Annotated in this window: 28 protein-coding genes and 1 pseudogene; 7 read left to right on the top strand and 22 right to left on the bottom strand. The window is 58.7% G+C overall.

Translation table 11 applies throughout. From position 1 onward, the window contains the following. The first annotated feature begins 90 nt into the window (after positions 1-90). Entirely contained in the window at positions 91-570 is a 480-nt protein-coding gene (locus tag EV561_RS28720) for a hypothetical protein (RefSeq protein ID WP_132526911.1), read from the top strand. Between the two features lie 785 nt (positions 571-1,355). Here the strand turns inward: EV561_RS28720 and EV561_RS28715 are convergent. The 4 genes from EV561_RS28715 to EV561_RS28700 all read right to left on the bottom strand — a co-directional run bounded on the left by EV561_RS28715 (position 1,356) and on the right by EV561_RS28700 (position 4,331). Beyond that, on the bottom strand, positions 1,356-2,195 hold the full coding sequence (locus EV561_RS28715) for a methyltransferase domain-containing protein (RefSeq protein WP_132526909.1): 840 nt from the start codon (positions 2,193-2,195) through the stop codon (positions 1,356-1,358). 346 nt (positions 2,196-2,541) lie between these two features. Beyond that, positions 2,542-3,141, bottom strand: a complete 600-nt coding sequence (locus tag EV561_RS28710; RefSeq protein WP_132526907.1) for a hypothetical protein — start codon at positions 3,139-3,141, stop codon at positions 2,542-2,544. Then, on the bottom strand, positions 3,113-3,742 hold the full coding sequence (locus EV561_RS28705) for a hypothetical protein (protein WP_132526905.1): 630 nt from the start codon (positions 3,740-3,742) through the stop codon (positions 3,113-3,115). Before EV561_RS28705 ends, EV561_RS28710 begins: the two co-directional genes overlap by 29 nt. Before the next feature lie 97 nt (positions 3,743-3,839). Continuing rightward, the gene (locus EV561_RS28700; protein WP_132526903.1) at positions 3,840-4,331 is read right to left on the bottom strand and encodes a DUF302 domain-containing protein; all 492 of its coding nucleotides are present in this window, start codon (positions 4,329-4,331) and stop codon (positions 3,840-3,842) included. Positions 4,332-4,472: 141 nt separating this feature from the next. Between EV561_RS28700 and EV561_RS28695 the strand changes: the two genes are divergently transcribed. Then, the gene (locus EV561_RS28695) at positions 4,473-5,519 is read left to right on the top strand and encodes an acryloyl-CoA reductase (RefSeq protein WP_348633762.1); all 1,047 of its coding nucleotides are present in this window, start codon (positions 4,473-4,475) and stop codon (positions 5,517-5,519) included. 33 nt (positions 5,520-5,552) lie between these two features. Beyond that, positions 5,553-6,296, top strand: coding sequence for an SDR family oxidoreductase (locus tag EV561_RS28690; RefSeq protein ID WP_132526901.1), 744 nt, complete (start codon positions 5,553-5,555; stop codon positions 6,294-6,296). A 45-nt stretch (positions 6,297-6,341) separates the two neighbouring features. Here EV561_RS28690 and EV561_RS28685 read toward each other — a convergent pair whose 3' ends face one another. The 7 genes from EV561_RS28685 to EV561_RS28660 form a co-directional block, all read right to left on the bottom strand. After that, on the bottom strand, positions 6,342-6,773 hold the full coding sequence (locus EV561_RS28685) for an OsmC family protein (RefSeq protein ID WP_132526899.1): 432 nt from the start codon (positions 6,771-6,773) through the stop codon (positions 6,342-6,344). A 53-nt stretch (positions 6,774-6,826) separates the two neighbouring features. After that, positions 6,827-7,042, bottom strand: a complete 216-nt coding sequence (locus EV561_RS28680) for a CbtB-domain containing protein (protein WP_132526897.1) — start codon at positions 7,040-7,042, stop codon at positions 6,827-6,829. 11 nt (positions 7,043-7,053) lie between these two features. Next, complete coding sequence (locus EV561_RS28675) at positions 7,054-7,494, bottom strand: nitrile hydratase accessory protein (RefSeq protein ID WP_132526895.1); 441 nt, start codon at positions 7,492-7,494, stop codon at positions 7,054-7,056. After that, entirely contained in the window at positions 7,494-7,862 is a 369-nt protein-coding gene (locus EV561_RS38470; protein ID WP_207910607.1) for an SH3-like domain-containing protein, read from the bottom strand. Before EV561_RS38470 ends, EV561_RS28675 begins: the two co-directional genes overlap by 1 nt. Next, the gene (locus EV561_RS38465; protein ID WP_207910606.1) at positions 7,859-8,170 is read right to left on the bottom strand and encodes an SH3-like domain-containing protein; all 312 of its coding nucleotides are present in this window, start codon (positions 8,168-8,170) and stop codon (positions 7,859-7,861) included. Before EV561_RS38465 ends, EV561_RS38470 begins: the two co-directional genes overlap by 4 nt. 9 nt (positions 8,171-8,179) lie before the next feature. Continuing rightward, on the bottom strand, positions 8,180-8,809 hold the full coding sequence (gene nthA, locus EV561_RS28665; RefSeq protein ID WP_132526893.1) for a nitrile hydratase subunit alpha: 630 nt from the start codon (positions 8,807-8,809) through the stop codon (positions 8,180-8,182). Positions 8,810-9,095: 286 nt separating this feature from the next. Then, positions 9,096-9,986 carry a LysR family transcriptional regulator gene (locus EV561_RS28660; RefSeq protein WP_132526891.1) on the bottom strand — a complete coding sequence of 297 codons (891 nt, stop codon included), beginning with the start codon at positions 9,984-9,986 and terminating at the stop codon, positions 9,096-9,098. A gap of 272 nt (positions 9,987-10,258) precedes the next feature. On the opposite strand from EV561_RS28660, the gene EV561_RS28655 reads away from it, so the two are divergent. The 3 genes from EV561_RS28655 to EV561_RS28645 all read left to right on the top strand — a co-directional run bounded on the left by EV561_RS28655 (position 10,259) and on the right by EV561_RS28645 (position 12,467). Continuing rightward, entirely contained in the window at positions 10,259-11,140 is an 882-nt protein-coding gene (locus tag EV561_RS28655) for an NmrA family NAD(P)-binding protein (RefSeq protein WP_132526889.1), read from the top strand. 104 nt (positions 11,141-11,244) lie between these two features. Further along, positions 11,245-11,781, top strand: a complete 537-nt coding sequence (locus tag EV561_RS28650; protein WP_132526887.1) for a carbonic anhydrase — start codon at positions 11,245-11,247, stop codon at positions 11,779-11,781. A gap of 26 nt (positions 11,782-11,807) precedes the next feature. Then, positions 11,808-12,467 carry a hypothetical protein gene (locus tag EV561_RS28645; RefSeq protein ID WP_132526885.1) on the top strand — a complete coding sequence of 220 codons (660 nt, stop codon included), beginning with the start codon at positions 11,808-11,810 and terminating at the stop codon, positions 12,465-12,467. Between the two features lie 55 nt (positions 12,468-12,522). On the opposite strand, the gene EV561_RS28640 is transcribed toward EV561_RS28645, so the two are convergent. The 8 genes from EV561_RS28640 to EV561_RS28605 form a co-directional block, all read right to left on the bottom strand. Continuing rightward, complete coding sequence (locus EV561_RS28640; protein WP_132526883.1) at positions 12,523-13,527, bottom strand: GlxA family transcriptional regulator; 1,005 nt, start codon at positions 13,525-13,527, stop codon at positions 12,523-12,525. A 739-nt stretch (positions 13,528-14,266) separates the two neighbouring features. Further along, positions 14,267-16,258 (bottom strand): tetratricopeptide repeat protein, encoded by a 1,992-nt coding sequence (locus tag EV561_RS28635; protein ID WP_132526881.1) that lies wholly within the window; start codon positions 16,256-16,258, stop codon positions 14,267-14,269. Between the two features lie 106 nt (positions 16,259-16,364). Next, positions 16,365-17,078 (bottom strand): hypothetical protein, encoded by a 714-nt coding sequence (locus tag EV561_RS28630; protein ID WP_132526879.1) that lies wholly within the window; start codon positions 17,076-17,078, stop codon positions 16,365-16,367. A 33-nt stretch (positions 17,079-17,111) separates the two neighbouring features. Next, entirely contained in the window at positions 17,112-18,605 is a 1,494-nt protein-coding gene (locus EV561_RS28625; protein WP_132526877.1) for an SAVED domain-containing protein, read from the bottom strand. A 9-nt stretch (positions 18,606-18,614) separates the two neighbouring features. Next, positions 18,615-19,496: a CBASS oligonucleotide cyclase gene (locus tag EV561_RS28620; RefSeq protein WP_132526875.1), complete on the bottom strand. Its 882-nt coding sequence runs from the start codon at positions 19,494-19,496 to the stop codon at positions 18,615-18,617. Further along, complete coding sequence (locus tag EV561_RS28615; protein WP_132526873.1) at positions 19,493-19,996, bottom strand: hypothetical protein; 504 nt, start codon at positions 19,994-19,996, stop codon at positions 19,493-19,495. The genes EV561_RS28620 and EV561_RS28615 overlap by 4 nt, the downstream gene beginning before the upstream one ends. Before the next feature lies 1 nt (position 19,997). Beyond that, complete coding sequence (locus EV561_RS28610) at positions 19,998-20,456, bottom strand: hypothetical protein (RefSeq protein WP_132526871.1); 459 nt, start codon at positions 20,454-20,456, stop codon at positions 19,998-20,000. Next, positions 20,453-21,241: an AAA family ATPase gene (locus tag EV561_RS28605; protein ID WP_245513010.1), complete on the bottom strand. Its 789-nt coding sequence runs from the start codon at positions 21,239-21,241 to the stop codon at positions 20,453-20,455. Before EV561_RS28605 ends, EV561_RS28610 begins: the two co-directional genes overlap by 4 nt. A gap of 664 nt (positions 21,242-21,905) precedes the next feature. On the opposite strand from EV561_RS28605, the pseudogene EV561_RS28600 reads away from it, so the two are divergent. After that, positions 21,906-22,118, top strand: a pseudogene (locus tag EV561_RS28600) (dehydrogenase). 242 nt (positions 22,119-22,360) lie between these two features. Here EV561_RS28600 and EV561_RS28595 read toward each other — a convergent pair. From EV561_RS28595 to EV561_RS28585, 3 genes are read right to left on the bottom strand one after another with little or no spacing between them, the layout of a single operon-like run. Then, positions 22,361-23,017, bottom strand: coding sequence for a hypothetical protein (locus tag EV561_RS28595; RefSeq protein ID WP_132526867.1), 657 nt, complete (start codon positions 23,015-23,017; stop codon positions 22,361-22,363). A 42-nt stretch (positions 23,018-23,059) separates the two neighbouring features. Continuing rightward, positions 23,060-23,770 (bottom strand): DUF6602 domain-containing protein, encoded by a 711-nt coding sequence (locus EV561_RS28590; RefSeq protein WP_132526865.1) that lies wholly within the window; start codon positions 23,768-23,770, stop codon positions 23,060-23,062. Next, on the bottom strand, positions 23,767-24,393 hold the full coding sequence (locus EV561_RS28585) for a nucleotidyltransferase (protein ID WP_245513008.1): 627 nt from the start codon (positions 24,391-24,393) through the stop codon (positions 23,767-23,769). Before EV561_RS28585 ends, EV561_RS28590 begins: the two co-directional genes overlap by 4 nt. Between the last annotated feature and the right edge of the window lie 58 nt (positions 24,394-24,451).

The raw sequence follows: 24,451 nt of genomic DNA, 5'->3' as shown, positions 1-24,451 counted from the left end.
GTCCGCGCCGCCGAAAATCCATCCATTCGTATAGCTGGCAATTCGCCACAGCGAGCACACACTGCGGTGCTCAAAACGGAGACTGAAAAAATGGACCTGCTGCTCGCCTATACAATTTTCCACGTCCTCGTCAGCTTGGTAGAGATCGTCGCAGGGATCGCGATGGTCGCGGCATTTATCAACCGCCGCCCGGCCGATGGATGGACGAAGCTCTTCCTCGCAACTGCCGCCATCACGCTATTCGGAGGATTTCTCTTCCCGTTCCATGGCGTGACCCCGGCTATCGTCATCGGCATCCTGAACGTCGTCATTCTTCTCGTGACCGTGTTCGCCTGGCAGAGAGCATCGACGGCTCGCCTCTGGAACGCCACCTTCGTCATCGGCGCGCTGGCTCTGCTGTACTTCAACTGTCTCGTGCTGATCGTCCAGTCGTTTCAGAAGGTGCCCGGTCTTCACGATCTTGCTCCCGTTGGTAACGAGCCCGCCGTTCTTGTGTCCCAGACTGTGCTGTTCATCGCCGCGCTCGTCGTTGGGTATCTGAGCTTCAAGGGTACGCGCCGGATTGCATGAAACGTGGCTCCTCTCGGAGACATCCAATGACCTCAGTACGAACACAATGGAGGGCGGTCGATCTTGGACCGCCCTGTCGCTGTCCGATCGCTGCGGAGCTGGGTCTCGAAAGCTTCGAGGACGTGAAGAGGTTCGGCCGACAGGCTTTGACGACTCACAATTCGAGTTCCAACAATACGCCACGTGCCCGCGTTACCAAGAATCGTCTGAAAGCTCCGACAACGTTCACCCGGCTGGCAAGGAAAATCGCTCGCATCCTCGCGGGTTCGTGAGATGGATTTCGGAATTCCAATCAATATGGTAACGCGAATACCTCGTAAAGAGCGTGAAGCCAGTGAGGCTCAACGTCTCAGACTTGGGCTCCTCAGCGACCCGCTCGGGGAATGAGCGAAGAAGTTCTCTGAAATCCTCGCGCTCGACAGTCTCGGTTCGCAAAACCTGCCCGAATTCCTAGCAGCGGGGCTCGCTCCTCGTCCGACGAAAGGACTGTTCAGCGAGGCACTTTTGCAGCGACTTGCAGCAGAGGACGAGCGGCTCAGCAATCTGCTGGATGGTGGTTGGCGGTAATACTTCGAGAAGCGCGTGGACGATGCAACCAAATCGCATTGGTCAAACTACATCGTGCCTACCGCAAGCAGGTCTCGAGGCGATTGCAGCGGCACACCTCGAAGCTCTCGACAATGCACTGGCGAAATTGAGAATTTGAGGCTACTAGGTAACGTCCGGATAAGCTGACGCCAGGCAGACCTGCTCCGCCTATTGCGCCAAAAGCAGTCATCGGGCGCCTACCCAGTCACTTTGCGCTTAACAGCGACGGCCTCTATCAAAACGGCTCGTCCTTCATCAAGATTGCGAGCGAGGTTTGCTGTCGCGATCTTGAACTCCGGCCCCATGGCAAGATCGAGCCCGACAGGCAGGGCAGGTTGAGCGGCCTGTTGCTTGTGCAAGGCCTGAAACCAGGCGAGGGCGGCATCCGTTCGATCTTTCCAAGAGATTATCTCAAGCCCCGCGTTTGCCAGATGGGACTTCATCGCGTCCTGTGTGAGCAGACAGCTTCCCTCCGAGGTCTTGGACCACGGAACCGGATAGACGAGGGGGCCTCCGCCTCCTGCAAGAACATCGTACACGGCGAGGCGACCGCTAGGTCGCAGGATGCGGCTCGCCTCCGAATAGAACTCGGCCCGATCGGCGATGTTCATGGCAACGTGCTGGGTCCAAGCAATGTCGAACTCTTCGTCATCGAAGGGAAGGGCGAGGGCGTCACCCTTCTGGTACGCGACCATTTCGTCGAGGCCCGCGCGTCCGGCCAGATATGTCGCTGCGGAGACGAAGCTCTCACTCAAGTCGATCCCAGCGACGACGCATCCGTACGTTGCCGCCAGATACCTCGACGGGCCGCCCAGACCGGACCCGATATCAAGCACGCGTTCGTTGGCGCGAGGGGAAAGAGCCTTCGCGAGCTCGGCCGTCGCCAGCAGCCCCCGCGAATGAAACTGATCCAGCGGAGCCAATTGCTCGATCGTCAAATTCCCGTCGCCCAGACCCGCGTCCGAAAGCGCCGCCTGGAGGCGGTCCATCAGAGCGTCGCTCCTGTAGTGTTCTTCAACCTTTTGCTTCTCGACCATCTGCATCCCTCCCTGGACAACCATCAAGCCGTGCCGACCCTTCTGGATCTTGTGGCATCAGATTTAAAGGGAAAGCCTCCGGCGACGAACTATCCGCATGTATAGGTTACAGACCTCGCGGGAATTGGTCTCAAATTCAACTCCCGCGAATAGGAACGGACCGATGATGAGCCACGAAGTCGAGCGCTTTAAAATTCTTATATTCGGCCGCGGCAAAACCGGAAAAGAGATTGGCGATGGAGCAGGCGCGAGCAGGCAAGTCAATCGCTGTCGTCGAGGCTGGAATGATCGGCGGCTCGTGCATTGAACATGATGTTTGCAGGTGTGACGTAAGCGTCGCGACAGCTCATTGCTTCACGTCGCCGTAATTCCCCACGGTCGCATCGTCCTTCGAAAGGAAGTGCATGATATCGGTACCGCTCGCGTCGAAGCCGATGTTCCAATTTCCGCACGTCGCCATACGGTCGATGCCTTTGATCTTGCTCGCCGCAGTGTCGTCGTAAGTGGCATAGACTTGGACGTCAGTCGTGCTCCGCATCTCGAAGATCGTCCCTAAAGCACTTGTCGGCCCTTCCTTGGCGATTGCGGCTTTGACTTGCGAGGGTACTTCGACACCTCCGCCGCAGCCGACGCTGAATGGATTGCCATCGGTAGGCGGCTCATCCGCGCAAGTCGACTTCGTCCGCTTTAGTCTATTGTCGTCCACATCGATCATCGGCCCTGTGCAAGGCCGAAACGTAGCCTTGCCGCCGGACCGCGCCACGACGAACCCGTAAATTCCAGTCGATCCCTGCAGTTCGTACGGTCCATCGACGATCATGAGCTTCCGGATGTCGATCTTCGCTTCGACGGGTTGCTTTTCCTGCGCGCGGGCGGGACCGATGCAGCTCAGGAGCAGCAGCGCGGCCGCACCGAGTTCAAGTCTTGCAGCTTGCCATGCTTCCATCGTTATTTCTCCTTCTCTCGGCCGAATAGGCGATCGTCCCGTCATTCCGCACGGCAAACAGCACAGCATGCCAGCAAGGCAGGACATCGTTTCGGCACAGCAGGTACATTGTCGAGGTCGTGCCGAGGATCTGGCGCAAGCGGCGAGTATCCCTGCACCGCGCGTATTCCTCATAACTTGGATCAGTCTTTTCTGGGGGCTTTACAACGGCATTGGTGATCGACTTCTGCCCGAGCCACACCAAACTGGCCATCTCGCTGGCAGCCGCATCCGCTGAATACCTGACGACAAAAAGCAACCCGACCAGAGCCGCAAGCATCAGAACGAGCCCCGCTCGCCTGGCGGGTTTCGCAAATGGCCGAACAAACACCGACAAAAGGTACAAGACCGCGAGAATAGCAATCGTGAGGAGGACGGGCCAGGAATTGAGTGGAACGAAGGCGTAGACCAAGACGGTCGCTAACGAAACGTCGACCTGCGTCGCGTCGATGTCGAATTTACCGAGATACGCGGAAAGGTACGCCCAGCCGCTGAAGTAAACGAAGGCCAGCGGGGTGGCGGCCGCAGCAGCCTCAACGATCGCCGTCCTTGTCCCCGTCAAATTCGCCCCCAAAGCGTGTATTCGATGGGAGCCGAGAATGCCTCAAACTTGGGAATTTTCAAGCGATGGGAGAATGATCCCCGGTTGTGACGCTGCTTTAGTTGGCAGCCTTCTTCAGCGCCTTCTCGATCTCTTCATCCAGTATCTTACCGACCTCAAGAACATCGGCGTTGTCGAACTGACCGAACTGGGCGGAGGGCAGATCGTATTCGAACGTCGATCCCCCGTCCTCGTTCTCGTAGAGCACGATGCGCAATGGCGCATAAAGCCCGGTCGCCAGAACATTGCTAGTCATTTTGGAAGCCGTGAGCGGATTGCCGATTTCGTACTGAAAGCAGTTCCGACGGTAGTCGATCATCTGGTCGGTGCTTCCGTGATCGCGCTTCACGAAAATCAACAGTGGCGCGCCTGCTTCCAGCTCCTTCCTCACGTTCGCTGCATCGCCGTTCTCGAGGCGCTTCCATATGCCATCATCGACCTGTGGCACTGAAGCCTCTAGCGCGGTGGCCGTCTCTGCGAACGGTTTAGAGGTGGTGATCGTGACGTGTTCGATCTCCACGACGACCCGAGTCAAATTCACGTTGCTCACATTGCCCTCCCTTCTCTTCCATCAAGTCTCCAACGATGCGGCAACAATGCCGAAGTCTGCACCCATACATCCGTATAGGTCGCTAGCGTGGTCCTCAGGCCGTACTCAATTGGCATCGGCGGGAAAACTCTGGAGCCTACGATGGACCACGACAATGGCAGGATGCCTCATGACACTACATCAAGTGGGACCTTGGCTTCGTTCGAAGCCCTCGTGTTACGGAAGCCTGGCGACGCCATAGAGTCACGGGTCGAAACCTTGTCCGAAGTAGACCTTCCGGAAGGCGACGTCTTGGTGAAGGTCGCGTTTTCGGACCTCGGTTACAAGGATGGGCTCGCTATCACGGGATCTGGTCACCGCCAGCTCGTGAGTACGTTTCCTTTCGTTCCGGGCGTTGACCTTGCGGGTACTGTTGAGAAATCTTCTGCTCCGGCTTTTCAGCCTGGCGACCAGGTCATCCTCACTGGGTGGGGCGTCGGTGAGCGTCATTGGGGCGGCTATGCCCAGAAGGCAAGGGTCCGCTCCGAGTGGCTCGTCCGGCTCCCGGGCGGTATGAGCCTTCGGCAGTCGATGATCTATGGCAGCGCTGGCTTGTCCGCGATGCTGTGCGTCAACGCTTTAGAGCGCTACGGTATCTCAAAGGAAAGGTCGGTACTGGTCACCGGCGCGAGCGGGGGCGTCGGAAGCATTGCCGTCGCACTCCTTCACCGACTTGGGTACCGGGTGACGGCGTCGACATCCCGCCCCAACGATGCCGAATACCTGGTCGGTCTGGGAGCCGACGAAATCGTCGACGCAAACCATTTCAAGACAGCGCCGGATAAACCCTTGCTGCCCGAACGCTGGGCGGGCGCCATCGATAACGTAGGTGGCACCACGCTGGCCCACGTCCTCGCGTCCGTAAGCTATGGCGGCGCCATCGCATCTCTGGGCCTGGTGGGAGGCAGCACTCTCGAAACCACCGTGCTGCCGTTCATCAAGCGCGGCGTAGCCGTCCTCGGCGTCGATTCCGAAATCTGCCCGACCGAACTTCGGAGCGCTGCGTGGAGCAGATTGGTCGAGGTCCTTCCCGATGGGGTTCCGGAAGTGGCCGTCCATGAGGTCGGCTTGCAGGACCTTTCCGACCGGGCGCGCGCGATACTGAGGGGCGAGACCAAAGGCAGGACGATCGTCGTCCTCTGGCGATAATCCTTAACGTCAATCCAACATGGAGGGCTCAACATGGCTCGAATACTGGCAGGCAAGGCGGCGCTCGTCACCGGAGGCTCCCGAGGTATCGGTGCGGCATCCGCGCTAGCGCTGGCTGAACTCGGAGCAGACCTCGTCATAACATACGCGGGGAACAAAGACGCAGCCGAGCGAACAGTTGCCGCGCTCGTCGAAAAGGGTGTCCGCGCGTATGCAGTCAAGGCTGACCAAAGCGATACCGATGAGATCACGAATGCTGTCGGACAGGCTCACGAAAAGCTGGGAGCGCTGGACATCCTAGTAGCGAATGCGGGCGTCTTCGCATCGGCGACAGTCGATGCAGAAGATGTCGCGGCACTTGACCGGATGCGCGTCGTCAATGTGGAAGGCGTGATCGCCACTATACGCACCGCATCCAAGTTAATGCGCGACGACGGCCGCATCATCGCGATGTCATCCTCAGCAGCCACGCGGGTAGGCGGTTCCGGCGTCGCTGACTACGCCTCAAGCAAGGCTGCAGTTGAGGGGTACATCAAAGGTGTAGCGCGAGATCTTGCGGCTCGACGGATCACGGTCAACGCATTGGGCATCGGTCCAGTAGAGACCGACATTAACCCTAATTCCGGCCCGGCTGCGGAACGACGGGCGTCCGGTACCGCTCTTGGGCGCTATGCGCAACCTCAGGAGATCGCTGCCGTTGTCGCATTCGTCGCATCGCCCCAGGCAAGCTACATCACTGGCGCAGTGATCCCCGTGGATGGCGGGGCAGGAGCGTAGGTGAAGAAGCAGGCTGGCGGCGACGATGCCGCCAACCGCGATTGATCAGTTGACCAATACGGCATCCATGGTGATGTTCGCATTTAGCAGCTTGGAGACCGGGCAATTTTCCTTGGCTGCGGTCGCGAGCTTCTGGAAGAGCTTGTCGGTCGCTCCGGGTATCTTTGCCTCCACCGTCAGATGAGCCGACGTGATCGCAAATCCGTCGCCGACGCTTTCGATGGCCACCGCGGAGTTGGTCTTGATGCTGGTGGCTATGAGCTCCGCTTGGCCGAGCACCATCGAGAACGCCATCGAGAAGCAGCTCGCATGCGCGGCGCCGACCAGTTCCTCGGGATTGCTGCCCTTGAGGTCGCCAAAACGAGATGCAAAGCCATACGGATAGGCACTCAGTGCACCGCTCTCTGTGGAAATGGCTCCCTTGCCGTCCTTCATGCCGCCAGCCCATTCGGCGGAGCCCTTGCGAACAATTTTCATCTGATTTCCTTTCCGTTGATGAGCCGTGGTCGGCCGTAATCGATGTAGGGCTGTTAGTGGCAGGGAAAGCCGAGCAGGTGGCGTCCGTCGTGAACGAATTCATGCACGTACGTGCTGTCGAAGACGGCGGTGGCGCCTTCCTCGGTGCCGACGAAGTAGATGGCGAGCATGAAGAGCAGGCCGCCGAAGATGGCCCAAGGGATCAGCTCGCGGATCGGTACAGGGGCGGGCAGGGTGCCTGCGACTGGTATGGCGATAGCTTCCGTCATGATGTCGTCTCCTATGCCGTACTGGTTTCGGGGGCTTGAACGCTAGCCGTGCTGACTGCGATCGGGCCGCGTACTCGCGAATGATGGTGGGTGTGCCGGGGAGCGCAGGTGGCGTTCGCCAAAGCGACAGGTTCACCATGTGGCGTGTTCAGATATGCTTGGCGCCAAACGGCCGCGCGCTCCGTCATATCGCCCTCAGTCAGGACGCCCAGCGAGATCAGAAGGCGGTCGATCGCTGATACCCACTGTCTGTAGTAGGCCTGATCGGCAGTCTCGTCGGGTGTCACAGGGGAGCGCGCGATCTCATCGCTCAAAACCTCGACCCATTCGTCCCAGGCAAAGAGCCCGGTTTCATTCAGACGCACCACCATGGCAAACGCCTGGGCGTGCGAGGGGTGCTCGAACGGCTTGCCACCGTTTGGAGTCGGGAGCCGTTTGGAGTCGGTCATCATCAGGCGGCTCCTTCGATCGGTTCGAGGTATTCTTCCCAAAGTCCGAGCCGGAGCGTGTTCAGAGGATCCGCGTTCGGTCCCCAGAGCTCCTGGGCGGTAAAGCTGACGCTGTAGACGTGCTGCGGAGACTGAATGTCGCCGTGGGCCATCGTGTCCGGAAGGGTGAAGACACCGAGATCTGCCGCGATCACACCTTCGCGGCCACGGGCATAGCGAACCAGTCTCGTGTGGCCGAGCGGCTGGATCGTCTTCGTCCGGATACGTTGACCGACCACGAACGCTGGTTCGATTGGCAGATCGACCTTGGTGGGTGTGCCGCGGCTGAGTGCGAACGGCACGATGTCGGCTGTGAGAACGGGCAGGGTCATGCGTGCGCTTCCTTCACCTTGGCCAGTGCTGCTTTCAGCTCTTCGGCCGTAATCGTTCCCTTCTCCTGGAGCAGCGTCTCGGTGGCATGCAGCCAGTGTTCGTAGTAGCTCACGGTCATGTATTCGACTGGATGCATGCGCTCCATCGCGTGCCGGAATTCGTCAGTGTTGAAATGGCCGACGCCGTTCACGGAAACGAGCATCGCGAACACGCGACCCTCCCACTCGTTGAAGAACACGGGCTCTTCGGGAGTGTGAACGATTGGGCCAAGGCCGTGCATGCCGCCCATGTCATGGACACCGTTCATCGTTGCCTCCTAGCAATGGTTCCATTCGGCATCTTTGGGAAAGCCCACGCCGATCATCGAATCCCTAGTGACGAGCTCGGCGAGATGGTTTTCGCCCCAGCCGTCAGTGCCTCCAGGACGTTCGGGAAGCACGAGATAGCGCGTCTCGGCTGTGCTGTCCCAGACCCGGATTTCCTTGTGCGCCGGGATTTCGACACCCATTTCTTTGAGGACGCCGCGCGGATCGATGACAGCTCGGGAGCGATACGGGGCGGATTTGTACCAGGACGGCGGGAGACCGAGCAGCGGCCACGGATAGCAGGAGCACAGCGTGCAGACGATCAGGTTATGGACAGTCGGCGTATTTTCCACCACCGCCATGTCCTCGCCCTGAAGTCCGGAGAAGCCGAGTTCGGCGATTGCCGCCGTGCTCTCGCTGGACAGAAGGCGCTTCTTGAACTCCGGATCTTCCCACGCCCTGGCGACGACCGCGGCGCCGTTACGGGGACCGATCCTGTTTTCATACGCGTCGACGATGGCATCGAGACCTGCAGGATCGACCAGCTTCTTTTCGACGAGTAGGGATTCGAGCGCCTTTACCCGAAGCTCAAGCTCGGACGGGGGTTCCGTGTGCTCGTGGTCGTGGTGATGGTCTGACATTTCGCCCTCCAATACTGCCGGACGCGAATTTGGCCCGCCGTATCCGCGTTCGTTCCCGGGTATTCGTTTCGCGGGATTGTCTGCGTGGTTCAGCGGATCTGCCACCTATACAAATGTATGGTCACAGCGAGAGATAGCTGCCGTTTTGCGCTCAACCGATCAGTCCGGACCGAAGCGCTTATGTGACCAAGCCGAGCGCTAGATATCCGGCGTCCAGCCATCTTCATGGATAGGTAGCGTCTTCGCATGCAGCGGCGTCCTAATGCGCCCATTGCATGCAGGGAGGTCAGACAGGATGCGTTGCCAGCTCCTCGACCAGGAAGTCCACGAAGGATCTAGCAGACAGGCGCGTCGCCCGTCCGGCCGGGAAATATGCGTGGACCGGCATGCTGGCCGTCTTCCAGTCCGGAAGCAACCTGACAAGACGTCCGCGGTCGATCTCCTCACGGCATGCCCAGGAGGTCGTGGACGTTATGCCAAGACCATTGACCGCCGCCGTGAGAGCGCCTTCGGTGTCGTTGACGGAAAGATAGGGGTCGAGTTCGACCGGGACGATCACTCCGTCACGCTCGAACTTCCACGACGAAGCCTGCGTGGCGGCAGGACCCGCAAGGATTCGATGCACGGTAAGATCGTTCGGATGCTCAGGGCTTCCATTGCGAGAAAGATAGGACGGGGCCGCCACTACGACCCTCTGCATGGTGCCCACGACACGAGCCGTGCCCGTCGCGTCCGGCAACTCACCGACGCGGATCCCCACATCAACGGCCTCGCGGACCATGTCCTGCCAGGTATCGTCCAGAAGCAGCTCGATGTGCAGCTTGGGATGACGCTCCGCGAACGTGGAGAGACGAGGGATAACGACCCTGTTGCCCATCGTGGAAGGCATACCCACCCGCAGCCGACCTCGCAGTTCGCCCGTTTCGCGGACGCTGTTCTCTGCGTCGTCAAGCGCCGCAAGGATTGGTTCCATGCGCGCGAGGAACTCGATCCCGGCTTCCGTGGGCGCGACCGCTCTGGTGGTTCGCGCAAGCAGCCTGACGCCCAGAGAAGCCTCGAGATCGGCAACCATGCGCGAGACCTGGGACTGCACCATTCCACTTTCCCGCGCTGCTGCCGAGAAACTGCCAAGCCGCGCCACGCGAGTGTAGAGACGCAGGGTCTGTATGTCCTTCAATGCGATTTCCTTGCTTCGCCCGGAAGCGGCGCTTTCATGCGCCATCGACATAAGAGCGATCAAAACAAGCCCACGAATCCCGCAGACGATGTCGTTCTGGCGTCATTAATGCTGGATCGAGATAGATGTTAGCACAAATGGACGACTACCGCATAGGCGGGGACGCGAGCATCTTTACTCCATCGGATCCTGAAGCGCCTCAGGAGGTAACAGGATTCGGAACAACATCAGCACCGAGCAACCGAACCCTCGATTCCGAAGGATCTCCAACCATGTCCAAGAAAGTACTCATCACAGGCGCCGCAGGCGATACCGGTCGCGCGGCTGTAAAGGAATCTCTCGCAGTGGGCCTCGACGTCCGCGCGATGGTCCGCAAGATCGACGAGCGGTCCGACGCTCTCGCCAAACAGGGTGCCGAAGTCGTCGTTGGCGACCTGAACGACATCAACACGCTGGTTTCCGCTCTCGAAGGCGCCGAGGCGGCATATTTCGTCTGGCCCGTCGCGCCGGGACTGATCAACGCGACCGTCAATTTCGCCCTGGCGGCAAAGGAAGCAGGGATGAAGGCCGTCCTCAATCTCTCGCAGCGCTCCGCCGACCGCAACTCGACGAGCGACTCCTGCAGGGACACTTACATTTCCGAGCAGGTCTTCAACTGGTCGGGTATTCCGGTCATTCATTTGCGTCCGACTTACTTCCTCGAATGGCTCCTCTATCCGTGGCAGCTGCCGTTCGTCCAGCAGGGCGTCCTGAGGATGCCAGTCGGAAAGGGGCGCCATTCGCCGATCGCAGCGGCTGACCAGGCTCGCGCCATTGCAGCCCTGCTAAAGAATCCGGAAGGTCACATCGGCAAGACAATCCCGCTGTCAGGTCCCGTCGAAATGGATCACGAGCAGATGGCCGCTGAACTTTCCGAAGCTCTTGGTCGGAAGATCGTCTTCCAGGATCTGCCGATCGAGGAATACATCGCCTCGCTCAAGCAGATGGGCGTCCCACAATACGTCCTGCAGCACTTCAGCGGCGCGATGCTCGACTACCAGCACGGTCATATGTCCGGTGCCGACAACAACATCGAGCTCATTACGGGCAAGCGCCCGATGACGGTCGGCGAATACGCAAAGCTCCACGCCGACGTCCTGAACGCGAAGCAATAGCCGATATCACGCGGGCGGCGTACGCCGTTCCTTAGAAACCCGTACATCCAGAACCGCATCTTGGCAGCCGGACTGCGCGCCAATCCAATCCCGAGGAGGGAAAAATGACCTATTTTGAATCGCTGGCGACACGTAATGCCGAGTTCGCAGCCGAGAAATTCCAACCCGAACTTAAGATGCTTCCACACAAGCGAGCCGTCATCATCGGCTGTGTTGACCCCCGCGTCGATCCGGTCGAGATCTTCAAGCTCGAACAGGGCGAGGCAGCGGTCATCCGCAACGTCGGCGGCCGCGTCAACGAGGAGATCGTCGAAACCATCGATATCCTGGGAACGGTGGCGAAGGTCGCCGGAAAGGAAGTCGGCGAAGGCTGGAACCTTGTCGTCCTCCATCACACCGATTGCGGCATCCGGGGATGCTACAAGCACGCTCCCGACTTGCTCGCCAAGTACATGCAGGTTCCAACGGAAACGCTCGAAGATCTCGCGGTCATGGACCCGTATAAGGCGGTAGAGATCGACGTGAAGGCACTGAAGGGCGCATCGGCCGTGCCGTCAGGCTTCACCGTTGCAGGTCTTGTGTACGACGTCGCCACTGGAAAGACCGAGACCGTTGTGCCGCCATCTAGGCTGCGTGACTGAAGACCGAAATTTGAAGGGAGTTTGAGATGAGCACCGCCACTGCACTTGTGATCGTGCTATGCGCCTTCGCCTCCACCCTCTTCCTGTTCGACCTGAGCGTGGCAGCGGCCGAAGCCCGCTGCCATACACGATCGGAGATCGGAGCGATCGTCGGACCGGCTGGAGAGCATCTGGCGATAATAGCTGATAGGAAGTCGGCATCGGGGAAAATGGGCGGCGCGCTCGTCTACTTCAATGCACAAACCGGCACGGCTCATGTGATCCACACAGATGCTCCGATCACCGGGGAGGAGGCCGTGAAGTGCGCCCAGGTCGAATTCGAGGTCACCGGGTCAGCCCTCGTTGATCCGGTGACTCAGCAGAGGGTTCGCTCCGACGGCACGTTGTCGAGTGGGTCGTCGGGCGCCGACGACTGCAAATCGGAACTGCTATTCGAATGTGTCGTGGACCAGTCGTTCGCAGCAAAGTACCGCGCGCTTGGAAAGACGGTCCTCTTTACAGGTACAGTCGATCCGGCCGGTGGCAAACGGACCCAGTTCGCTATCGTCGCCGATGGCCTGGGATCGAACAGGTTAGGCGCCGAACTCTTCCTTTCGAGTCAGCCGGGCGAATCTGTCGAGATAGCGCCGCTCTTGGGTGTGAAGACCTATGCGGAATTAACGGGAAGATCCTGTGAGGACTGTTGATGTTGAGGAAGGCATCGTTCGGGCAGGTTACGCCGGCTGATAGAAGGATCTTGAACTACGCGTTCGCGAGATCGACGCGTAATCTGACCGCGTTCGGTCTCATGCTGGCCAGATCGAAGATTTCATCCGACGATCTGGCATTCCGGCGTATTGTCTGAGGCGTTGTCCCGTAGATCTTGAGGAACGAACGCCGCATTCTCTCGGCGTCTCCAAGTCCCGTCTGCTCCGCAATTTGCTCCATCTGCAACCTGCCGCCTTCCAAGAGAAGGCGCGCGGCCTCGACACGCAGAGCTTCGACGGCGCGCGCAGGGGTCTGACCGATTTCCGCTTGGAACGCGCGATTGAACTGCCGGACACTCAGGCTAGCGGCTTCGGCAAGGCGCTCGACAGAGAGATCCCCTGTCAGGTTCGACCTTGCGAAGACGAGGGCGCGCTGGATGCGATCAGTTTTCGGCTCCATATCGAGCATGGCCGAGAACTGCAGTTGTCCTCCGAGGCGGCGATGGTAGACGACCAGTAGCTTGGCGATCATCTTCGTCGCCTCGGCACCGATATCGCTTTCCACGAGGGCAAGAGCGAGATCGATGCCGGAACTCATGCCAGCGGAACTCCAGATCGGGCCGTCGACGACGAAGATCTTGTCGCCTTCCATGCGGACGCCCGGATAGCGCTTCTCGAACTCCGGCACGTTGTACCAGTGAGTGGTCGCGCTGCGGCCGTCGAGCAGGCCCGCATCAGCCAGAACGAACGCGCCTGCGCAAATCGATGCGATCCTTCTCGAGGAAGCGCGTGCTTTGCCCAGAAAGGAAAGGAGTTTCGGGCTGGTTGGCTCGATCTCGGTGCCGCCCCCGACAAGCAGGGTGTCGAACTCGGGATCGTCGAACGGCTTTGTATCGATTGCCACTCCGAACGACGACTTGACGAGCCCACCGGACTCCGACAGCACCTCGAGTTCATAGAACGGCCGCTCCATGACGCGGTTGGCGAACTCGAAGACCGGGAGGGCGGCGAGGCTCATCATCTGGAAGTTCGGACTGACAATGAAGCCAACTCGTTTCATGAGCGATCTCTGGGCTTTCGAAAGCTGATCTCGGAACATAGCGCGGTTCGGAAGGAAAGGGAGCCCATACGTCCGTATGGTTTCCGGCGCAGAGCGAAAGATATCGCGATTTGACGTAAGTCGCGCCGACAGCGATCCTCATTGTACGAAATGGAGATTGACTGCAATGCCGATCGACACCAGGATTTGAGCCCAATTGTAGGCTCTGGGCGCACCCAGAATGTCGGCCACGATTGGCCAAAGCGTCACTCGACGTCGCGAGGTGATCGTCGGTAATCGCCGATCGGGTTCCAGACTAGCGCTATGAGGCACGACATCAGAAACACAGGGAGCACGGGCACCAAGCTGAGAACAAACCGGAGGCCCAAGAGTGCTGATCGGGCACCCGCTACCTCTCCGTCCTCAGTCAGAAGATCAATGAACGCCATGAGTGACATGCTCGTCCACGTTCCCGTTTCGATGAAGTCCAAGATTTCAGACAGAAACACCCCGGCCGACAGAAGCAGAAAGGTTCCGAGGATAAGCTGCGAGAGGTCGCGACCCGCATTCTCGTTATTCGTTGCCATTGCCATCAACGCAGTTGACCGTGATCGGACAAACCTAGGCGAGATTTGCTCGAAAGCACACTATCCGGGCGTATAGTGGACAAGGGTGTTTCGTAAAAAGCAGAAGGGGATCAGGCTAATTTGCCCGGCGATTTAGGCACTGGCGGCGAGTAACCACTGCGCCATTAGAACGTTTACTTACCTTCCGGTTCAAGTTCCGCGGGAGCTGGAAAAAACTGCGGCAAGTCGTGCCTGAGTTTGTGGGTTAGCTCGTGATCTGGGAATCGGTCGATGGCACGTTCCCATATTTCTATGGCGGCGCCCACGTCCCGACGATTCCAGTAGACGCCGCCGAGGTTGAACATTGCGTGATCGTAATCGGGGTCCAGGGCCAGTGCCTTTTCGTAGGCTTCGATCGCGGTGGCTGAGTGACCGAGTTCGGCATTCGAAACGCCGTACTGAAACCAACTCATCGCGTCGCCCTGGATATGTTCGGCTTGCTCTCGCATGATTGGAAGGCTCTCCTCGTGGCGTCCGAGCGCGATCAAGGCAGTCCCGAGACAATAACCGTAATGCGCGCCGGCAAGGTCATACGCCTTCCGGAAGCAACGCTCGGCCTCAACCCAGTCCGATTGGTCCTGCGCCCAATGCCCCAGTCGATCCCATAAGAAAGCGACTTCATCGGGCTCTGCTACCTGGTTGATGCGTCTATTGAACTCTTCTTGAAAATCGGCATAGGTCCGGCCGATATCGATGCCCTCTGATTGCAAGAATAGGGTAGCCAGCAGAAGCTCGCGGGTGCCGTGCGGGTTATCCGGGAAGGCTGCCAGATAGCGGCGCCAGAAAGACTGTGCCTGGCGTGCATGTTCCGGTGACGAACGACCAAAGGCTGCCACCAGCCTCGCGGAGAATGGCCAAATCCATGCCTCATCACTAGCTTGGGGGAGGAGGCTGTTGATCTGACGAAACGCGGCTGCACCTTCTCCATTATTGAATAGGACATTCGCCTTCCAGCCTTCGACAGCTGCGGCCTTCGAGAGGTGGGCGTCGGTGAAGACGGCCTCGTCGAAATGGTCGAGGGCGTCCACCCATTCGCCGCGCCGCAGGTGGTAATGTGCAAGCGCATTATGCGCCTCGGGGAGATTTGAGTTCAGGCGGAGGGCCTCGCGATAGTGCTCAACCGCCAGATCCTCGCTCCCGAGCCGCTCGAAACTCGAACCTAGGTTCTTGTGAACCTGCGATGCGAGGGCCGGATCTTGTGCCACAGCAGGATCAGCAAGGGCCGCCTCGTAATGTTCTTTGGCTTCCGCCTCCTGACCCAAGGCCGAAAAGCCGTTGCCGATCGTGTACCGAAGAGTGCCATCGATGTAGCGGCCCTGATCAACCCGCTCACTGAAATAGCGTATGGCTTCGTGTATTCGGTCCGGCGATGCATCGGATCCAGTCATTCCGAGATTGACTTCAGCCATAAAAGCCCAACCGAGCGCGTCGCTATCCGCGCCGAGAACCGCGGCGAATTGATCAAACGCCGCGCTGATGATTTCATCTGCGTTGCTCTCGTAGAGGTTCGCGAGAAGACGGCCTGCCTCGATCTCGTCGGCGGGCACATGGACGTTAGCGACACTTCGTCGAAGCTGGCTCGCCACTTCTTCAGGAAGCGTGCGGATCTGCTTTAGGCGATGATTGCGCCCAGTCCGCGCAGCTGAGGCCGCCAGATCAGCCAGCCTGCACAGTCGCTCGTGAGTTAGTTCGTCGGTGAAGGTGACGGTCAGTGACCGCTGTTGGGACCAGTGCTTTCCAGCGTGTTCGTATTGTTGAGCAACGTGCTCGGCATGGCAGATCCGAAGTGACCCAGTCGGCACGTGGTACGCTGCGTAGAAACTATGCGGCTGCATCAGCAGGTAGTTGAAGTTCGAGCGCGAAACCTCAATGCTCAGTGAGCCATCCGCATTCAAGGCACGCTCGGTCCCCTTCAGTTGGACATGAACTCTGACGTTGGACGCCTGATCCTGATTGACGATCTCAATCTGGCAATCCGTGCCATAGTCCTTGCGATCCGAACGCTGCAGCACGAAGCGTCCGCTCTCGGTCACCCGGCTCTGGAATGCAGCCTCGGCCTTTTCCTCGATTTCATGGTTGTCCCCGCGTTTCGGGAGCTCGTCGAAGTCTTTGAAATCGTCAGCCATCCCATCTCCCTCCGAGCATCGCTCTGCTTGCAGTTCAGACCAATCGACCTATTTCGCGAAGCTCGGTGTTGGAGTCTCGTCGCCACCTGTCGCGCCCGGCTATCCATCATGCCGAGACAGACGACGGTGGCCTCCAGAAATCCGTACTGTAATTGTTAAGGTAGCCCCGAGGATCCGGAACGCATTGAAACTCTTCCGGTATATCGCTTCCCCGGCCGCCGTCACGGAAGAAGTCTCGAACGCTGCAAAGAGCCTGTGTTTTCAGGTGCTCCCATGTCGAGTGGAGTTCCTCCTGTAGCTGAGCGGCTTGCTTGGCGGCACTCGGCTTTCGTTTCGGAGGCGAGGGGTCGTAGACGTAGCGGGGCTTCACTTCATGAAGGAAGACGATGCCGCCGGAATGCCAGTCGGTTTCGCCGGCGTCTCGCCAGCGATAGGAGACCTGGACGCTTAGCTTCCTGCTGAACGTCCATGGTGGCAGGATATTATCGTCGATACGAAACGTCTCGCGATCCCTGTCTTCGGTTTCCACCCGTCGCTTCATCTGCGTGACGGCAAATGAAAGGTCTCGGCCAGTGCGAAGGGCGCTGTAGTGCTTGCTTTCTCGGTTCTTCGCCGATTTCGCTTCACGATATGCCTTGAGCGCCTGTTCGAAACTGTAGAGCTTCGATCCCACATATGGGCCACAGCTCGACAGCGGAAGATGATACAGATCACCTAGCCGCGTGTCGTCACATGCCCGGTCGATCAGGCTGTCCAGTACCCGCTCGTCGATCGCATCGAGCGCCTTATGTTCTTCTTGAGACAGGTTGATCACGCCCACTGCGAGAGCCTCCGCGTTTTGAGTGTCGTCATATCACCGGACTAGTAGGCCAGGACTGTAGTCGCGGTCGCGCAGGCCCTCGAAGTCCCACTCGTAAACGGTCGCCGCACCGACAGTCCGGTGATGCCTTCCCAGGAAAAACGTCAGTCCATTCGGTGCGGCGATAAAGAGATGCACCATAGGCGCACGTCCTGCACCGCGGATCCGGGTCGCGATGCTCTCTGCAATCGCAGCCGCATGCGCTCCCGACCGCACCGCTCTCTGGGACGCCGAAGCAGGGAACCTCGCCACGATGAGCTTCCCGATCTCCGGCATCTTGGCTAGGTGCTCGACGACGTTGGCTTGTACATCATGGGTGACGGATACCGCCACCGCGATGTCGCTGCCTTCTCCGATGGCGATCTCCGAAAATTCGAGGACAGGCCATTCCGGATCAATCTTGGTATCCGTTTCAGACCAGAAACGGCGCTCCGGCGAGCGCTGCTCGATCTCGATATCCTTGCCCGACTTCACGTCCAGGATTGCACCAACGGCGTATGCCAGCGACATGTGGGCGTCGAGGATGAGCCTTAGACTATCGGTCGAAACCGCTTCTTCGAGAATGAACTTCCGGAGCTCCGGATAAACGGTCCCGTGCCAGTCGTGGCCTTCCCGGAGGTAACGGCCGTCGAACTGGGGAACGAGATCGAGGGTGCGCGTGGCACGCGCCTCGATCGGATTGATGGCGTGCACGAAGGAACATACGCCGATCGTCGTCCTGGCGGGAGGTTCGTCGCTCGCGAGCAGTTTCTCGTCTGCAACCATGTCCCTAAATGACTTGCGGTCAAAGGTCTTCCGTCCTTGCGCGTGAAGTTTCTTGATCAAGTCATCATAGACGAAGCCCGACTCCGAGGGTGGGATCCGCCGCATTCCGACAGATTCGAACAGATCGTTGAGATGCGTGCGAATGTCCTCGGCAGAGCGAACTCTTGTGTTCAGGACAAGCGTGCCCACCGCAAGCCTCAGCTCTTCCTCGGTGATGCCCAGGTGGTTGGCCCAGTGCGCTCTGATCTTACCGTTGGCGCTGGTCGGACCGCCTTCGTAGAACTTGGTCAGGTTGAGTGAGTTAGTCTGGTTCACAATCAGGCGGCGGAGCGGATCTCTGGCATCCCAATTCGTCACCAGTTGAAATCGCGCTCCGTCCCCAGCGGGCGCGTGCTGACGCTGGGCATCCAGGGCACGATTGAGAAAGGAGAGAGACGTGGCATTCGAGAATGCAGGGTCAGCAAGGTCTTCAAAGCCGAACTCTCCCGCTCGGACGTGCCACTTGCACTGCATGTGGTCTCTCAGAATGTTGCGTCCGAATTCATCCTTGGGCGCAAGTGCCGAAGAGTACTCCACCACGACGTCGTCGAATGCCTTCGGTCCGGTCTCGAAGCTTACTCTTTCTATATGTCCGTGCGGACGCAGGAGATTCGCGGCCTGCAGCCAGAACCATCGTGCCTGGAAATCATCACCCTGCTGCCGCGCTACGACTGCATCCGCCATCTGAGTACCTCAACTTGCCGGAAAGTACTTGCCCATGATCTCGCGCCACGCGGTCATCGCCTGGCCCTGCCGACCCTGCTGTTCATGGCGGATTGCCACCGTCGCCTTCATCTCGGCCTGCCGGAGCTTCTCCTTGGCTGCTGCAATCAGGGCAGGGGTCATTTGGTCGGAGACCGGGGGGCCGTATCCCGCCGGGTCAGGCCACGACTGCTCGATGCCGCTGAGCGCCGCCGCAAAAAAGCGCCGGACCTCCTGCGGGTACGTCGTGAAGGGCGGGTCTACCAGTTCCTGCATCATGACCTCGATGAGGAAAGACGGCTTGATTGGCTTTCCGGCCGAACGGTTCCACCGCTTGATCATCTTCACGAGCGGTACCCACTTGCCGCCAAGCTCGTTGTTCTTGGCGGTGGCTTCCTCCGCATGGATTTCGGGATCCGTTTTGATCCAGGAGCCAAGCACGCGATCCGGGATTTCGTAGCAGTCGCCTATGTCGAACGCCGGAACGGCGTCGATGGAAAGGACCTTGCCTTCTTCGTCAGACGTGTTCCGCTCGAAATAGACGGTCGCGCAACGCCGACCCGGCTCAACCGAATCCTTGCCATGGGAGTCGCTCAAGGTCTTCGCGAATGCGTCGAGCAAGACAGACGGAGCCTTGTTGCGGTAGTTGTCGCGCTCCTTTTGGTTCAGAATGAAGAACACGTCGACATCCTTCAGAGGCTTCGTTTTCGTGTGCCGACCATAAGATCCCGTGAGGATGTCGCGGTCCACGGCATAACTGCTGCGGATGACGCCACGGACTTCCTCGTGCCGCTTGATCGTGTTCTTGCGCTCGGTCTCGCTGAGTTCAAGACGCTTCCGGTAAGTTTCGAATGCTTCTTCTGTCGTGCTCATTTGTAATAGGTCGCCGATGCCATGATGTCAGGAGTTGCGATGACCGTGCCCGCTTCGCGGGCGGCGAGAGAGCCGAGGCCCATGAGCTGCACGGTGGCGAGACCTACCGAAGGGGCTCCTGGCGCATGCTGCAGAAGAACGCGGTAGGAGCATCCTGCTGGCGGCCGCGGAGCCTTGGCGAAGGACTGGCGAAAGTAGTCCACGTCGACCCACATGTCATCGATGTCGGCTCCATCGTACCGGATTGGAAAATCCCAGCGGCCACATGCCTCGGCTGATCCCGGCTGGTAGAACTCGATGATCAAGTTTGTCAGATGCCCGGTTTCCATGAGCTTGCGCGCAGCATCGTAAAGCCACTTGCTCCAAGCATCCATGAGCGCGGTAGGGTTTAACCCGGCATCGAGTACGAGCGTCTTCATCAGATTGCGCATCTTGTCGGCGACGAAGATGGCGGTCTGTGTCCGGGCATACGATTGTGCGTAGGTGTTGGCGACGCTCATTCTATTTCAGCGCTCCCCAGTTGAAGGTAAGATCGGCCGACTTCGTCGCGGCAGTCCCATCGTCCTCGTCCAGTGGCGTAGCAACGTCATGGACGCGGATGCGTGGCGCGCGTGTTTTCAATGTGCCGTTCATCCATTCGACATCGGTCGCATCCGACGGTGCCGTCATCGACCAATCTCCCGCGGTCGGGTTCCAGGTCAGAGGATCGACGCTGAGGTCGGCATCCATCGCGTCTTCCCCATAGCTCAGGTAGATCACGAGGCGGTTTCCCGATCCCTTAACGACGATCGGCACCTTCGCCGGATGTTCGTCCGTGATCAGCGACTGCATGACGCTCGCAGCATCCTGAAGGGTCGTGGCGTCGGCAGAGCCCGCCTCAGTGACAAGATTCACGATCGCATCCCAGGTCTCCTTGGCCGAACGGCGGGGAATGGAAGCAATGTCGCGCCTTACCTTCATGCCTTATCCTCCATGTCGGCCTGCTTCGCGGCCCGCTTCAGGGTTTCGACTACATCCTGGTGCGAAAGCTTGTTGAGGTCCTGCGCAACCGCGGTGGAGATCGCTCCGGATGAAATCATCGCCTTCCGAAGGCGGCGGCCGTCCATGCCGTCCGATGCTGCAACGAATGCCTTGGTATGGGTCTTCAACGCATCGACCTTGGGCCACTTCTGGCTGAGCAGGGAAAGCACATCGAGAATGATCTCTTCGCGCGCTGCTGCGTTGGGTGGGCCGATGTCTTCGATCCAGTCGGCGCGAGAAAGTAGAGCCCTGTCGACGGCTTTCGGAAAGTTGGTCGTGGCGATGAGAAGGGTGTTCCGGTGCGTACGGCACATCAGGTCGAGACCCGCAAGTGCGGCATCGGTGGCGCGGTGCGCATCGATTGGATTTGCTTCCAGGCTCATCCGCTGACGGTCGGCAGCAAGCGTTTCAACCTCATCAAGCAGTACGATGGCAGCGCGTTTCGACATTGCCAGCTCTGGGATCGTCTGCTGGAAGATCTTCGAAACTTCCTTCTGGCTCTTGCCAAGGGACGAGCTGCCTAGAGCGTGCGGATCGAGCTGGACGTATGCGGCCTCGCCGACGACGTTGGCGACCCGATTGGCCAATCCGCGCGCGAGGGTGGTCTTGCCAGTACCCGGAGATCCCGAAAGCACGATCAGCCCATGGATCGGCATCAACTCGAAAGGAAAGCTCTGGCGCAACTGAAGTGAAAGCACCGATTGAGCAACCAAGCGGTCTTTCACGGCGCGGTCGATTTTTATCGAATCCCAAGATGCTTGAAAGCTCTTATTCGGAAGTACCGCCTGCTCTACAACCGGATCCATACATCACTTCTCTGTTGATCGCACTAATCGTGAGAATATCTATATATGGTGCTTGTTTATTGCGCAATCACCACATGTTGCTATCGTTAGTTCGGCGTTTATTAAAATTTTCTTAATGTTGGGGATTGCCGATCAAGCTTTCAATGGATGAACATGTAGAGAACAGCGGAAAAGTGGTTGTAGGCGAATATTTTTCCCTGTGATGAGATGCAGGTTGGCATTGCGGCGCATATGCGGACCATCCCGCGCACTATCGGTATCGCCCCTGCACTGGTTCTGCGCGAGCTCAACGCGCCCTCGAAAAATGATGTTGGTGTCCGGATCACGAAACGCGATGTGCGAACGGTGCGGACGTTCTACGAATTAACGCGACCGCCTGGGGAGGCGGAACTTGCTGCCGGATTTGAGGGCCGAGATGGGCAGAGCGTGTCACCTTGAATCCTAGGGTTGCTGCGACTCGCTTCGGTCGCTACCGTCGTTCAAGTCCAACGGCTTCGGCCGCGACGGGACAATGAAGTCTCGCAGTGTTGGGCATGCTCGTCAAAACCGCACATTGTAGTGCCCTCACTGGGATCGAGAACCCATGCTTGCAGAAAAGACGACAACAATTGACTCCACTGATCCTGTCGATGCCGCACTCGCCTGGCACGACGGCGACGCCCGCGCGACCATCGACACCCTCCTTCAGGACTGAGGGCACCTGCGCGAACAGCTGGAGATCGCGCGCTCCTTTTTGAGCAAGGGCATCACCAGGGGTTGGAGGCCGACCGCGGACAGAGATGTGCCTGCCGCCTAGGCTGTCGAAAACCAAAATGACCGTGCAACGGGGACGCCGCGGTGTTTGCGAGACGGACGAGAATGGACTGAACGTAATCTCGTTCGAACTCACGGTCGGTTCCAACGTGGAGCGCGCAGACCGGTGTCACCTCTATCTCTGTGATTGAGACCGTTGGCGCGTCAGGGATTTCACAGCGCGTAGCCGTGCGTGAAACAATTGTGTGCCGCCGGCGACCGAAGGTGGCTTGTGCGGGATAGGCGTCAGTCTTCAATGCGGATTAGGCTTGCAACTTCGTCGAACAGATCATCTCGACGAACCATCTTACTCGCCAACAGGGCGATCATGTACATTGTGTTCGTTAGGAGATCGGCGACTTTCCCTGCTCCATTCTCCTCGGAAAAGCCGCCGGCGTGGCGGCGGCCGTCAACGCCGTACGCATTTGGCGCGGTGCCTCCATGGACGTGCGTGCTCAGTTCGCACAGCTCCGCGTAGGTAGTTTTATCCATGGGTGGCTCAAATTCCGAGGATTTCTCGATCGCTGTTCTGATCGCGGATGGCGAATACTTGCTCAGTCTAGTTTTCTTGTCGGCTAGAACCCAGTTCGGATAGTCGTCAGGGTGGAGAGAAAGATATGCAAGAACGTTGGCTAGCTCTCCAAGACTTCGGACCGAGTTTAGTGACTCGTCATAAAGTCCGACGGCTGACAACAAGGTGGCGCTCAGAGCAAGATTGTAGGCACGTGCCGCTAGGGACTCGATTATATGGTCGCCTTTCCTGCACGTTTTTCCATCGTCGCAAGTGGCAATCCTGTACGTTGTCCGCATTGACAGCCCGAGTTCGTCGTTGTTCTCGAAAGCAGGTGGCAACGACAACTTCGAAACATGGTAGTCGAGGGTAGACTTCACGTAGTTCGACATTTTTGGCCCTAGGTTTTGATTGCTGGATAATCGGCGGTTCATCTACTCGAGTTTCTCCACGTAGGCGCGCATGTCGATCATCGGGACGGTAGCGACGGCCTGGAGCCTTGAGATCAGTTCGAGTAGGAATCGTGTGACGGGCTTCGTCTGCTCGGCAAGTGTGTAGCTTCCATCCTCGTTAAGCCAGAGATTACCGCTATCGGCGACGCACCCGGCGTCGATGCGCTCCAGGCCCGCCTGGAGATAGCCGAGCATAGCGTCTCCAAAGACCGGACGCCACTTGCTACTCAGAGTCAGGATCCCACCCAGTACAGGCACCAGCACCTTCGCCATTTTGGTGCCGTCAATCGTTGGAACGGGAAGAGAAGTGCGATGCAGCTTCCTGACGGACGCGATTTTTTTCTGAGCGTACCCGATGTGGGTGGCGTTCATCTCCTGCTTGGATTCGAACACCGCATACACGCTCTCGGCGGGCACGACGTGCTTGTTCTTGAATGTGAAGACCAGCGGCGTGTACTGCCGATCGCGGATGACAACGTCGATCTGCTCGCTGAATTCGCCATTGCTGTCTACGACCGTGGCCTTGAGAGCGTGGTATCGGTGTGGCAGATATTTGTTGAAGAGCTCGATCCATATCTCCTCGGTCGCGTCTCCGAGATCTGTCGGGTGTCCGAGCGTTTTCCGCGCGCGCTGAAGGTCGGCGGTCACTGAAGCATTCAGTTCGTCGAGAAGTATGGGAAGTGACCAGTTCATACGACGATCTGCCCCCAGTTGGTGGCCTGCCGCGCCACCGAAGCAGCAGTGGCGAGTGCCTGCTTTTCGGCCGCTGTCAGGTCGTCTGAGATCCTGTTGTTCGTGTTTGCGGGATCAATGAACACCGCGCGCGTGATGTTGTCGCGAATATATGCGAGCGTTGCCCAGACATTCTCTGCCAAGTCTCCGACCTTCCGGCCCCTGCAGGCTTCGATCGTGACCATTTCCAGATAGAATGAAGGGAAGGTCAGACTTTTGTGTTCGCGCCAGGCCTTTATGACCATGACTTCCTCCGTGCGGCCCGAGTTTCGGACCTCATTGATGTGGGTGACGACGTTGGTCTGCGTCCACGTTTCCGCTTTGCGGCGAAAGAGGCTATGGAACTCACCCGTCGGGCCGTGCCGTCGTGCTGGCACGACATCGACCGAATAGGCGCCGACCTTGATGCCGATCGAGACGTTTTGCGGCCGTGGAGTGAATCCTTCGTCTCGAAGCCGATTGAAGAGTGTGTTGTAGATCACCGCGAGGCTTTCCGTCACTTCGCTGGATAACGAGGCGAAGATGTCGATGTCCGTGCGTCCATGGATCGCGGTGCCTTTTGCGAAGGAGCCGCTAGGTTCCATAGAAACGAGATACTGTCCTCCCCATCTGAGAAGCGGCGGGCGCAGGATTGCTTGGACG

The sequence above is a fragment of the Rhizobium sp. BK376 genome, from assembly GCF_004341625.1.
In the GTDB taxonomy this organism is placed as follows: Bacteria; Pseudomonadota; Alphaproteobacteria; order Rhizobiales; family Rhizobiaceae; genus Rhizobium.
This window is presented reverse-complemented; position numbering and strand designations above follow the sequence as displayed.